We start from the raw sequence: 13,298 nt of genomic DNA on the forward strand, positions 1-13,298 counted from the left end.
GTTTAAATCAAGAAGTTCGACGACGAGAAAAAGTGATCCGAATTTTTCCCAATCATGCATCAGCGAATCGATTAATCGGTGCTGTTTTAATGGATAAGAGTGAAGAATGGCTCAGTTCCACAAGAAAATATATTTCGAATCATTCGATTAATTAAAAAAAGTTGTATTTTTATCGGACCGATTAGGTCTGAATATAAGATTTTTCTGTTAATAAAATCAGCTCAAAGAGTTGGTTAAGAAAGGTAAAAGCATTGTATAGTATTTTACACAAGATTATGGACTTGACTGCATTAATAAATAATTCTACATAAGAAAGATTGAAAAAGCCATGAATGACTTGAATAGTTATAGAATTGTTACAAGTAAAGAATGAGTTTAATCATTACTAAAATAAAAGAAATAACCAGCTATAATGCAGTTGAATTGAATTCAATATAGAATAAGTATTAGGCAGGATCCAAATTCAATCTAAAGTATGCTGAAAGAGGTATTACCTCATATAAACTACTTGGTATAATATATATTATGTAAACCAAAATATAAAAAACAACATAACCATCAAGATACATTTAATTCATTATTTATCCCCTATTTTCGCTTTATTAATTTACATAATATTCAATTAAATAAATCTATCGCGTAATTCTTACCTATTAGATAAATTTAAAGTTTAATAAAGATTGATATTGAAGGATCTCATGCTAGAATAACTGTAGATAATGTGTGGGATTGTTATGCAGCTTCCATTGTATTGTTTTCTCTCAAATCATTAGTAATTTAACACTATTTATTTTGAATAAATCATTTATTCATTCTTATTTATGTATTCGTCATACTAAAACATGAAATCATCTCAAAGTTATCCATTTAAGAATATATCTCTGAAATGATTTCATGCATGTGTTATACATTTTTAGCTATTTAACTTGCTGACAGCTATTAAAAATGATACTTAGAAACGACCAAACAAGTTATATTCAATCGCGTCTAACTTTTTTAAAGCGCCTGAATCGTCACCATCAGATGTATTAGCAATTTGCTGCAATTCATGCCGAAAGTCATTTACTACGCGTACCCGTCTAGATACAGCTGTAAATGATACTGGGAAACGCCCGTCGATTTGTGACCTCAAAATAGACTCGCGGCGATCCAAGGCATAGTTTATATGACTGATTCTTTCTTCTAAATGCATAGTTTCAACCCCTTTATTTTTTTAAACCACAAAAAAAGCACCACTTGAAATTAAGCCGTGCCAAAAGGCGTTGGACCTATCGATCAAGATTTCTCTTGTTGGATTTAGCACAGTGCCTATGGCGGTCTGTTGCTGAAGCTTCGTCGGGCCAATTCCCTCTGCTTACTCTTGATAAGGTGTCTATGTGATTTAAATACAATATACCGTATAGCTACTTAGTTGTCAATGAATATAAGCGTTCCCATACATCTTAAAAGCCTCTAGCTAACTAATTATAGGTTGAAACAACTACCCTCCTCCTCTCTCCTCCCCTTTACTCAAAAGCAAAGAATAGGGAGAAAAGCTACCAAGAGGGTGAGTTAGTTTAAAAGGTATCACTTCAGCACTTTCTTGATTGATTCGATGAAGAATTCAAAATGTCCCACATTAAAGACAGGCTGAAATTCCTCTTTATTGCATATATCTGATGTAATAAAAAAGTCGATATCACAACCTAAGTATTCTTGTTCTAATTGACTAATTAAGTGTATTTCACTTGAATCGTATGTATAGGCTACAGAACCATTTTTACCGTACTTCTTGGCTATAACATAGGCCATCGTTCACTCTTCCTTCTCTTCGTAGGTTTTGACACATATATATACCATTACATTGATGTTAATATATACATAAGTGTTAACAACGTACAAATAACGTCACTTGTTTCATTTTACTCCATCTTAGTCATATAATCCATACAATTGAAGGGAAAATTATGCATAAAATAGATTTTTCTTAAACAATAAAAAAGAGAAAGAGTTTAAATACTCTCTCTCTTAATACCTATTACTTTCTTTGACTCAAAACTCGTTATAATAAGTCCTCTAAAGGGTGTAATAAAATATAGAACAGCCCTAAGATCATTTTCTTGTACCATGGTGTAGGTGTGTTTTTAGCCGTACTCTCAACGAGTTTTTTCTCACTTTCTTTATAAGGGATACCGTGCCTTGCGAACGTCTTGATGCTCTCACCAAGAGCAGCAGCGAGGTCATAACTATCGATAATAACTAAGTTTTCTTGGCTTAAAAAAGAACTACGCGGATCAAAGTTAAATGAACCTATCAAACTTAAACGTCGGTCAAACAAATAAGCCTTGGCGTGGATATACCCCTTGCCTTGGAAATGATAAAGCTGAGTTGTTTTATCACTTAATTCTTGCAAGTATTTTCGTTGGCCAGAAATAGCTGGAAAGTTTGTTGAAACAGCCATCGAGTTAGTTAGAATGAAAATATCAGCGTCTGTTCCCTCAAGTGAAATGTACTCACGCATCTCTTTACTTGGAACCACATAGGGACTCTGAAAAACCACACTTTCCTCTGCCTCATCAAAAAAGCGTCCCAGTGTCGCAAGAATATACGGATCTTTTTTCCATCGTTGTATCGCATTCGTTACAAGGCTTACTTTTTTTGTTGTATAAAAATGTTCATCCCAGGCGATACTTTCTCCAGCGCCGTATCGATTTTCTTCTTCAGCCTTTTCAATAGCCTCGGTTAACTGCTTGTATGACGTGCTTGCCAGTACTTTATATTTATTTAAAATATAACTCGGGCGGATACTCGTGTAGGGATGATACCACATTGACTCAAAGTAGTCTGTGTATTCCTTCAGCACACTCTCGTCAAACCGCTCAGGGACATCATTTTTAATCACGACATTACGATCATAAACAGCTTCTTCATCATCTTTTACAAAAAAGGCGTCCTCTAAATTTACGCCTCCAGTGAGTACGTATTCTTTATCACTAATCATATATTTATCATGCATACGATTCTGCCAAGTCCAAGGACGGAGCCAATCAAATTCCTCATAGAAAGCAAGGTTAATATTTGGATGAGCCATTAACGCCCAATATTTTCCATTGCTGATCCCAAACAAATTATGTCCCTTGCCATCAAATAAAATATAAACCTCTACACCCTTATCTGCAGCTTTTAAAAGTTTTCCATAAAATAAATCACTGGCTACGCCACCTTTAATTGAAAAGTTTGCAAGCTTTATCGTCTTTTTTGCAGAATCTATCAGATTCAAGTGCAAGGTCAATAAAATATCTTGCGTGTCAAATAGTGCTGCTTTATCGGGGCCAGTATCTTCATCATTTCCGTAATAATCAGTCAATCCTTTGATTTTCATCTTTTCTTTACTTTTAGGTTTCTTGAAATGGAGCAAAACATTCCCGGCGATAAAAGCATAGCCTAGATAGGCGCCTAGACCAAATGTTATCCCCTTAACTATTTTTCTAAACATACAAATCAATCCTCTCTGTCTATACAAAGTAGAACCTTATTAGTTAAGTATACCACCGAATGATAGCGTTTTAAAAAATATAACCTTAATTAAAAAGGAAGAAGCCTACTACTTATTTCAACTAAGTAGCGAGCTTCTTCCTATACGAATCATTAATTACGTAAATGACACATCTTTGTCTGTAAGTGTTTGAAGCACTTTTCTTATGATTTTCTCGTCATCAAGTCCTACCATTACTTTTGCATTGGGGTTATTACTTGCTTGAAGACGGACATCCTCATGACTGAATCCTCTCATGACACCCTCGTCATAAGCAACCTTTACGAAAGCATCCTTTGTCGTAAAGAATTCAGGATAGACCAAGTACAAGACAGACATCACATCATGCAAATTCATATAATCAGTATGGTTAGCTTCTTTGTGAAAACGCAGTGCCGACTGAGAGATATCATGTAATAATCTACCCAGTTCGCCGCCCTTTTCTTTCAATATATTCGCGTCAGATTGCCTGAATGTGCTTTGTTCAGTTGCGTCCAAACCAGACATAATGATTGGCACACCACTATTCAAGACAATATGAGCGGCGTGTGGGTCATAGAAAAAGTTGAACTCCCCTGCACTCGTCGTATTGCCTCCTTTAAGTCCACCCCCCATGAGTGAAATGCAATCGATTTTATCCAGCAATTCTGGGTAACTCTTTATCAATAAAGCAACGTTGGTCAGCGGACCTATTGCTACTATGGAAACTTTCTCCTCAGCCTCACTTAGGATTTTGACATAGGACTCCATCGCAGTAAGTGGTGATAAAGGTGCTAAATCAGTAAGCTCAACTTCACCAAACCCATTTTTACCATGAACTTCAGCAGCAAAGTGTGGTTCAAAGAGAAGAGGTGCCGTTGCTCCTTTTGAAATAGGCACATCAACCCCAAGCAATTGAACTAAACCTCTCGCATTTTTGGTAGTATGCTCTACAGGCACATTCCCTGCCACGGTATGTATCGCTAAAACATCCAAAGCATCTTCTGCAAAAGCCATTGCTAACGCAAAGGCATCGTCAACACCTGGATCGCAATCCACGATAATTTGTCTTTTATTCTTTTCTGTCATAATTAAACGTCCCTTTCCCCATATCCATAGTTTACTGCAAGTATAGCATGAATTTTACTTTTTGGTTTCTTCGCTCGTATCTTTTTGAGCAAAATACATGACAGCCATTGTTAAGATTATAAAAACAGAAACAACAGGTGTTTGGGGGACGCTAAGGCCACGGTATTCTAAAAGAGCTAAGAGTAAAAAAACAACCCCTGTAAAATAACCATAGAAACCTAGTATTTTTCTAAAACGTTCTGAATTAGTTTTGCTCGTCTTTGCCTTGGGCCTACTGTTACTATAAGCAATCAACATATTCCATTTAAGAACATGAACAGCAAAGCCAATCGCTACTAATATGGCCCCAATTAAAAGATAGGTTATCATTATTTTTCCTTCTTTCCTAAAAAGCATAACATATTCTATAACTTTTTTATTTTTTAATATAATGGTTATTTGAGGTAGTCTCTCAACTCACTCAATCGCTCTCTCGTGTCTTTCACTCCTAAATCATACATTTCTCGGAGTTTGTCTGGGTCACGCTCTAGTCGTTTGATTTTGATGGTTTTTGAGGGTCTGATGACGAACGTGTTGCCTTTATTCTCTTCTTCAATAATAGTCTCGACGGTTTCATTATAATTTTTGTACCGGTTTTTAAGTGTTTCTTTAAATCTTGGATAGTTTTTATACCATCCTTCAATTAAGAATTCATTAGGCTTGATTTTTCGATAGTCTAGCGGACGTGTTAAAACAACAATATTTTTATCATAACCAAGGGCTTTGGCTTTTTCAAGTGGGATACTGTCGCTCACTCCGCCATCCAAGTAGTTTACACCTTTAAGCTTAACGGGTTTTGAGGCAAAGGGCATAGAACCAGATGCTCTAAGAGATTCCATTTGGTTGAAGGGTTCTTTAATCTTTACATATTCTGGAAGACCAGTTTCCATATTGGTAACAGTCGCATAAAAATCAATAGCTGCTTGTTTAAAGGTTTGCTCGTCAAAGATATCTAGAGAAAAAGGCACGGTATAATAAGCAAATTCTTTATTCACAACATCACCTGTTTTAAACCAGCTCTTTAATCCAATATACCGTTTGTCTTTGATATATTTAATATTATATCTTAAGGCGCGCCCTTTTTGCTTGGATGCATAGTTAATACCAAATAAAGCACCCGCAGAAACGGTTACCATACCGTCAACTTCTATGCCTTCTTCGAGTAATGTATCCAGCACACCAGCTGTGTAGAGGCCGCGCATCCCTCCGCCTTCCAATACCATTCCTGTACTCATCTTCTCACCTTTTCATTCCATAGTTCTTTTTATATAATATATAGTTCCTATATTGCGTCAATATAACGAGATATAAATCTCGTTTAGAATAAAGAAAGAACCTATGTTTGACCTTAATCATAGGTTCCTTCAACTGATTGCTGAGTTATTCGATAAAGTATCGGCTAGGTCTTGTCATTTTTATTCATTGATTGATCAACGGCTTGCTTTTGTGCGTAGTATAAAATGAAACCAGTCCATACGAGAAAGATAGCAAGTGCTAGTATTGGCGAGAATATAATACCAAAATATTCCAAAGCAGCTAAGATAAGAAAAAAGCCCCCACTAACATAACCATAAATTCCGAGAATTCGTCTTTGTGCTCGAATATCAACTTTGGCTTTTTGTTCTTCAGACATTGAAGCATAGCCAGAGATGAGTCCGTTCCATCCAAGAACATGTACGGCAAAGCCAATAAGTAAAAAGAGGCCTCCCATTGCGATGTATGTCCACAAAATAATTTCCTCCTTTCTTGAGACATCTAATGTTACCTTTAATTATACGTATATTAAATAGCCTCGTCATTAGTTAAATGTTTAAATCTCATTCGTAACAGCCCTTGATAACCATTTAGCTGTTACTGTATCTGACTGAAGCATTTCCTTCGGGGTTCCTTCAAAGATAATGTGTCCCCCTCTTTTACCGCCTTCTGGGCCTAATTCAATCAGCCAGTCACTCGCAGCAATAAATTCCAAGTTATGCTCAATGACAATCACAGTATTGCCACGTTCAATTAGCTTATTGAAAACAGCAAGAAGTTTTTCGTTATCTTTTAAATGAAGCCCTAGAGAAGGTTCGTCTAAAAGATAAATTTGGCCTTCTTTTTTCAGTTCACTTGCCAGTTTCAAACGCTGAACTTCACCGCCACTTAAGGAGCTTGTGGTTTGCCCAAGGGTTAAATAACCCAATCCAACGTCTTTTAATGTGGCTACTTTTTTGATAATTTTATCCTGTTCAAAGTATGTTAAAGCTTCATTAACCGTTAAGTCAAGCATTTCAACAATGTTTTTCCCTCGGTAGGTGTAAGACCGCGCCTCTTCAGAATACCTTGTCCCTCCGCAGGTTTCACACCGGATTGTAATAGGATCTGCAAAAGCAGCGTCGGGTTGAATAACACCTTTCCCTTTACAGACTGGACACGCGCCAAGTGAGTTGAAACTAAAGAGTCCTGCTGGTTGTCCGGTTTCTTTGGCAAAGGTTTTACGTATATCATCCATTATTCCCATATAAGTGGCTAGGGTTGAACGGCTGGAAAGTCCAAGTGGCCGTTGACTCACGGTAATTGTTTCTGGGTAACGTTCTCTGAAAGCTTCCAACATCAATGAACTTTTTCCGGAACCAGATACTCCGGCGATAGTTGTCAATTGATTTTGAGGAATCTTCACACTTACATTCTTTAAATTATTCGTTTTTGCCTCTTTTATAATAAAATAGTCCGATGCAGTGCGTGGGTTTTCATTGATGGCAAGTGCATGGTTTAAACGTGTCGATGCTTCTTTTGCATCATTTAAACCTTCTGGAGAACCTTGGTAAACCACTTCACCACCGTGTACCCCTGCGCCTGGTCCCATCTCAACAATTTCATCCGCTGCTTTAATTATAGATAGATTATGCTCAATGACAATCACAGTGTTGTGTTGTGCCTTGATATTATTTAACATCTCAATCAATAAACTAACTTCTTCTGGATGAAGTCCTGCACTGGGTTCGTCAAAAACATAGGTCATGTTATTTAGACTACTGGCTAGATGACGAGCAATTTTAACACGCTGTGATTCTCCACCAGAGAGTGATTTCATTGTTCGTGATAAACTCAAATACCCTAAGCCCATATCAATCAATTGTGTCACGAGCGGAAGTGCTTGCTGGGCAATGGACTCCCCAAGCGGATCGTCTATCGCGTCTAATTCAGATGCGATATCTGTTAATTCTAAGTCCCTATATTCGAGTAAATTAAATCCATTAATTTTACTTTCAAGCACTTTTGGATTCAGGCCATTGCCATGACAAAGGGGGCATGTGGAATGACTCGAAACGTTTAAGACGTCATCTTGAGAGACTTGTTTTAATTTTGAAACATCCCGATTAATATAAAGTCGGGTAAAGCGTGGCAACAATCCATCCCATTGCGCATTATGCGGACCATCTTTTGTATGAAAAGGAGCATAGACCGTCCCGTCACCAGGAGGGCCATATAAAAATAACTCACGCGTTTCCTCAGTGTAATCTTTTATCGGCTTGTCTGGATCAAACAAGCCACATGTCATCATCCAATTCCCTTGCCAACCTGCAGGAGATAAAGGTTTAAACTGAACAGCGTATTCTCTTAGTGACTTGTCAAAATCAACGAGTTTATCAACATCTGCCGTAACGACTTCTCCAAAACCATCACACTTGGGACATCGCCCAAAGGCACTCTGGCGTGTATAATCTGTCGCTGAACCAATCGAAGGTTTCCCGATTCGTGAGAATAAAAGCCTAATCAAGGGATCAATATCCATGTACGTACTAACGGATGATCTGGAATTAGCACTTACTGCGCGCTGTTCCACGACAACGACCGGACTTAAGTTGTGCATTAAGTCTGCGTGCGGACGTTCATACCGTGGCATTTGATTTCTAACATAGAGAGGGTAATTCATTGTCATTTGCCGTCTGCTTTCAGTGGCTAATGTATCAAAGGCTACTGAACTTTTTCCCGAACCAGAAAGGCCTGTAAATACCGTAATGTTTCTTTTAGGTAATGTTAGATCAATATTTTTTAAATTATTTTCTTTCAGTCCGCGTAGAATGATTTCATCTTTGTCTTTAGACATTTATCTGACCCTTTCTTAGAGGTTTTACTAGTATTTTATAAATGAAATTAATTAATTTCTATTAAGCTATTTAATTAACTATACCATTATTTTAAACGATATTAAAAAGGAGTACTTATAAATATTTTTTTAATTCATTATTCAGTGTTTGTCATAATTTTTTTGAAGTGTCTATAAATTAAAGTCTGTTTTTATACAGGCTCCAGTTCTTGTGCATCCACTACCGATTTTTAGACTCAATAAAAACCTTCCATACTAAAATTTTAGTATGGAAGGTTTTATGCTTTTTCATATATAGTTTAAAGGTATACAGAATTAGCGTGTGCTTTACTCTTGAAGTGAAAAATATATGCCGCTTCCTGCAATATCGTCTAAAACAAGTAAACTAGGATCGTCTACAGGCATGTATTTAGTGATACGTCCAGAAACTGTACCACCTGGAAATAAGTCAACATGACCATATTCATTGCCATTTAGTGTACCATAATCATCTTGAGGCACTTCACTACCCGTCGAGTCAACAACTGAGAAGAAAGGAACAACGCTGTATGGAACATCTTCATTTCCAGAGTGTAGTACACCTTCTAAAGATACTATAGCCCACTCCATCCCCTCTGGTGCAGATTCATTGAATTCATTTTCTGCTTTCAATATATTAAAGGCCTCTTCGCCCCGAACAACATCAGTGATTTTCAATTCAAATTCAGCTTCATATTCATTCTCAAAATCATCGCCATAATATGTTTCTGTATAAGTAATTGATTCCCCAATAGGCGCTGGATTTGAACGTTTCCCTATCTGGCTAACAGCTTTTTCTTTCTCCTCTTCAGCTTCAACATTACCATCTGTGTCTTGTTCAGTATCAGCAGCCTCCGTAACTGCTGAATCGTCAGTAGTAGAATCTGAGTCTTGAACCGCTCTTGATGAGCATGAAGCCAATAGCACTGTCATACTAGAAAATACTAGTATTTTAAAAATAATATTTTTGTGCATATAAATCCCTCCTGTTTTATGTATATATGTATAACTTAACATATTCGCATTTTAATTGCTATTGATACTTGAAAAAGAAAACAACTATTTCAACATTTAAAAACCCCCTGCATGGATTGCTTTATAGAAGCAATCCATGCAGGGGGACCTGTTAATCGAGTATAATCATTTTAAATTCATTGTCTTCGTTGGCTTCGCCTTCGATAACTTGTCCTTCTTCAATAAAGGGTAGAGCATCATCTAAGGTAATATCTGCTTTATAGATGCTGCCGTCAATCATGAAGTAATAAATGGTGTTACCAGAGACAACTGCCTGGGAAATGTTCTCAACTTGACCACTGACTTCGTTTAGGTTTTCGTCAACCACTTCAACGATTTCTTCTTCAGCGTCGTCTGAGTCTGTCTCTGTTTTACCATTCAATTGAGTGATCAAACCATCCACTGTATCACTCGTTATAACTTTCTGATAATCCTGTGCATCCACTAAAGCATAAGAACGGACGAGTCCAGAATCATCTTTCAAGGATGAAATATAGTATGGTCGGTCATTCAAGCTGATAAGTAGCGGGAATGTCGACTCAAAGCGCATCTGTTGGAGCGCCCCTTCAGCGGAATCCATAGCTGAAATTTCATCTGCGGATGTCACTGGATAAAACTCAGCGGCTTTGGTACGCATGTTAACGAGGTAGAAACCAATGTTAGATGCATCATTGTTTACAGATGTTACACCTGTATAGAGGTAAACATCATCATTCATTGGGATGTAATTATAGCCATCCGTTGTACGGTTAACGCCGCGTTTGCCAAAGTAAGCATTAAAGAAACCACCACTATACTGACCTCTATAATTTAATTGCTGTAAAATGAGATCAGATGAATACACACGATCGACCCATGTCGGCATTGTCTCTAGCGTATACTCTTTTGTTTCACCTGTCACGGCGTCTAAAACAATCAGTCCTGTCGGTTCAAGCTGTGTGAACCAGAAGACATTCTCATAGGTCGTCGCAATATAATAAGGATGTCCTTCGTCGTCAACCTCAAAGTCTGGGTCTTCAAAGAGTTTGGTTGGGTACTTGAAACGTAAATGACGTTTAACATTACGGTTCAGCATTTCAGAGTCAGAATATTTAATGTTTTCTTCTAAATCTTCTACTTCAACCTCACCTGTGACCATATCCACTTTCAAATAATTTGGAATCCCTTCACTACGGTTATTCAACCAGCGGACAAAACTTGCATATTGAAGCGGTGTGACCCGGTATGGATCGTTATCAATATTTATTTGTGTATAAGTGTCTGCCGGGACAAACTGTGAAACTAATTCACTAATCGAACCAATACGGCGATCTCCCAAACGCTGGGCTGTATCTTTATCCATTAAAGGAATAGAGGACTCATCCATTGAAGGGAAATCTTCCTGAAAGTTCTTTTCTTCAACATCTATCAAATTCGCATAATCTGTCGAACGGAATATGACACCATTAAATAAATTACCTATAGCAATGACAATAACCAATAGGATGGGCAAAGCTAAGGCCCCGTATTTCAACTTTTTACGATAGAAATACTGACCATCCATAAGAAATTCTATACCGATCACTGCTAGTGTAAAGATAATCAGATAAAATCTAAATTCCTGTGACTGGATATTCAGCGCTGGCGTATAGATATAAAAGACAACCAGTGAGATAATTAAAAGCATTGGATATAATACAAATCGTTTGTTTTTCGTTTTCATAAAACCTTCCTTTTTTGTCATTCATCCGGTTAAAGAAGAACAACTCATTTAATGGTACTATTTAATCTTTGGAAAAATGGCTAAGGGTTAAAATCAATTGCACGATATACATGTACAATGGAATCATAGTCAAGGGAAGCACGATATTGAAAAGCTTCATGGGTGTCCACTCCATCCATTCAAGCGCAATTCGTCCAGACAATCCAAGTAGATGCAAGATGACAACGATAAAAAAGACTTTCATCGGCTGGTTCTTATAAAGTCCATACATAATTATACTGGTATATAAGTACATGACAGCATAAGTGACAAGCATAAACACGGTTTGTAAAGGTACCATAACAATAGCCATGAAAAAGATATAAGCCATTGTACCTAATTTAAATATATGTTTGTATGTAGCGACAGCCTTTAATAAGTTATTTGTCTTTCTTTCTTCTTTTAAGAATAAAAGAGTCCCGACTAGAATCAGACTAATAGAAACGCCCACACGCTCCACCTCTTTTTCCTCTTGATAAAATACTACCTTACTATAGTATAAACGTCTTGCTGTTTTTATCAATATGAGTTTTCCTTTATGAACGTTTATCACATGAGTATATTCGATTTTTCTGAGAAAAACAGTTGAACTAAATTCAAGACAGCTTTAATTTAGTTTGATTTTTTAGTACAGTTACTTTTTTTCTTATGATTTACTCTCTTCTTGAGCTGTATTACGAAATAAAACAGAACGTCTTCTCTACTCGATTGTTGTCTTATCGAATAGAGGACGTTCTGTTTCAATGTATCTTCTAATATTTAGAAAATAGATTATTATTTACACTTTTTCAATTTCTCCAACACCAATAGGCAGCGTGGTATGTGGGCCGTACCCTTTCACAGTACCCTTCACTGTATCGGGGAGTTCAATGGACTCTGGTGCCCCATGGATTAACACGGTACGCGTATCTAATTGTAGGTCCTCTGAACCAAATTTTTCCATGAATTTCTTTTTTAAAGGAGCAAGCGGCACCTCAAATTCATACTTAAAATTACCGTCCTCATCAGAGTGCGGATAGTTATCATGGGGAATATTGATATCTTGTGGGGCATTGTCAAAAGGGACCATTGTCTGCCCTGCTACCTCGTAAAGCTCTGGTAGGTCAATAACACCATCTCCATTGGTATCAGCTGCTTTTGTAGGAATGCGTCCTTTCTTTCCATCAGGGAAGCCGTGGAAGTGACTCCAATGCATCATGTTTGGCGGTGTACCTGTCGCTTCAATTGTTATTTTCAGTGTGTCGCCCTCTTCAATAAGTTCAGCTTTTCCATAAACGGACGTTCCTATCACACCTTCATTCACCGGTTTTATATCTGCAGTGTATCGTGTTGACATCATATCCATCCCTTCTTATCTTATTGTCGTCGCTCTTTCACTTATATATTCAGTTTAAGTCTTCTACTAGACGTATTCAATTGATACGGTTTAATCACCATGGATGAAACGAACTTTATCAAACGGCTTTCATCTAGTTTTAAAGCACAAGGACCAACGGACGATTCTTTGGTTCTACGTCAACTAACGTTGGTGGAAAATAATAATCAATTAATTTTATATCACTGAGGAGTACGTACTAGCTTCTAAGCAGCTAATACGTGCTCTTCATTTTTTTTGTAAGATAGTTCCGTCGTGTTTGGATTTAGCTTGAAATGCAATAAAATTCTATTTTTATAGTTAGAAAAATTACGGTAGCCATAGGCTACTCTATTTAGAACCTTTATTTTGTTATTGATCCCTTCAATTCTTCCATTGTTGTAAGGATAAATGAAGGTGTTGCGAATCGCACTTAAATGTTTTCTCAATGTTTTTAGGC

The 13,298-nt window shown here is 37.1% G+C and carries 14 protein-coding genes and 1 riboswitch; of the genes, 1 reads left to right on the plus strand and 13 read right to left on the minus strand.

Features of this window, described 5'->3' with window-relative positions:
• Window positions 1-155: transposase (locus BMX83_RS09195; RefSeq protein ID WP_177170563.1), on the plus strand; the 155-nt coding region annotated here is incomplete at its 5' end.
• Window positions 156-952: 797 nt separating this feature from the next.
• Here BMX83_RS09195 and BMX83_RS09200 read toward each other — a convergent pair.
• The 13 genes from BMX83_RS09200 to BMX83_RS09260 all read right to left on the minus strand — a co-directional run.
• The gene (locus BMX83_RS09200) at window positions 953-1,192 is read right to left on the minus strand and encodes a hypothetical protein (protein WP_091636294.1); all 240 of its coding nucleotides are present in this window, start codon (window positions 1,190-1,192) and stop codon (window positions 953-955) included.
• Window positions 1,193-1,265: 73 nt separating this feature from the next.
• Window positions 1,266-1,370: riboswitch (SAM riboswitch) on the minus strand.
• Between the two features lie 196 nt (window positions 1,371-1,566).
• On the minus strand, window positions 1,567-1,791 hold the full coding sequence (locus tag BMX83_RS09205) for a DUF6718 family protein (RefSeq protein ID WP_091636296.1): 225 nt from the start codon (window positions 1,789-1,791) through the stop codon (window positions 1,567-1,569).
• Window positions 1,792-2,041: 250 nt separating this feature from the next.
• Window positions 2,042-3,475, minus strand: a complete 1,434-nt coding sequence (locus BMX83_RS09210) for a phospholipase D-like domain-containing protein (RefSeq protein WP_091636299.1) — start codon at window positions 3,473-3,475, stop codon at window positions 2,042-2,044.
• Between the two features lie 156 nt (window positions 3,476-3,631).
• Entirely contained in the window at window positions 3,632-4,552 is a 921-nt protein-coding gene (locus BMX83_RS09215) for a nucleoside hydrolase (protein ID WP_177170564.1), read from the minus strand.
• Between the two features lie 84 nt (window positions 4,553-4,636).
• Window positions 4,637-4,951: a DUF3784 domain-containing protein gene (locus BMX83_RS09220; protein WP_177170565.1), complete on the minus strand. Its 315-nt coding sequence runs from the start codon at window positions 4,949-4,951 to the stop codon at window positions 4,637-4,639.
• Between the two features lie 65 nt (window positions 4,952-5,016).
• Complete coding sequence (locus tag BMX83_RS09225) at window positions 5,017-5,856, minus strand: patatin-like phospholipase family protein (RefSeq protein ID WP_091636308.1); 840 nt, start codon at window positions 5,854-5,856, stop codon at window positions 5,017-5,019.
• A 164-nt stretch (window positions 5,857-6,020) separates the two neighbouring features.
• Window positions 6,021-6,350 carry a DUF3784 domain-containing protein gene (locus BMX83_RS09230; RefSeq protein ID WP_091636310.1) on the minus strand — a complete coding sequence of 110 codons (330 nt, stop codon included), beginning with the start codon at window positions 6,348-6,350 and terminating at the stop codon, window positions 6,021-6,023.
• Window positions 6,351-6,431: 81 nt separating this feature from the next.
• Window positions 6,432-8,711 carry an ATP-binding cassette domain-containing protein gene (locus tag BMX83_RS09235; protein ID WP_091636313.1) on the minus strand — a complete coding sequence of 760 codons (2,280 nt, stop codon included), beginning with the start codon at window positions 8,709-8,711 and terminating at the stop codon, window positions 6,432-6,434.
• 327 nt (window positions 8,712-9,038) lie between these two features.
• Window positions 9,039-9,704, minus strand: coding sequence for a hypothetical protein (locus BMX83_RS09240; RefSeq protein WP_091636316.1), 666 nt, complete (start codon window positions 9,702-9,704; stop codon window positions 9,039-9,041).
• 151 nt (window positions 9,705-9,855) lie between these two features.
• Window positions 9,856-11,445: a hypothetical protein gene (locus BMX83_RS09245; RefSeq protein ID WP_091636319.1), complete on the minus strand. Its 1,590-nt coding sequence runs from the start codon at window positions 11,443-11,445 to the stop codon at window positions 9,856-9,858.
• A gap of 61 nt (window positions 11,446-11,506) precedes the next feature.
• Entirely contained in the window at window positions 11,507-12,007 is a 501-nt protein-coding gene (locus BMX83_RS09250) for a hypothetical protein (RefSeq protein WP_091636321.1), read from the minus strand.
• Between the two features lie 255 nt (window positions 12,008-12,262).
• Window positions 12,263-12,820, minus strand: coding sequence for a hypothetical protein (locus BMX83_RS09255; RefSeq protein WP_091636324.1), 558 nt, complete (start codon window positions 12,818-12,820; stop codon window positions 12,263-12,265).
• A 245-nt stretch (window positions 12,821-13,065) separates the two neighbouring features.
• Window positions 13,066-13,298 (minus strand): transposase (locus BMX83_RS09260; protein ID WP_143059523.1); only part of this gene is annotated, 233 nt, incomplete at its 5' end.

Origin of the sequence: Alkalibacterium gilvum (assembly GCF_900109085.1) — a bacterium.
Classification (GTDB): domain Bacteria; phylum Bacillota; class Bacilli; order Lactobacillales; family Carnobacteriaceae_A; genus Alkalibacterium; species Alkalibacterium gilvum.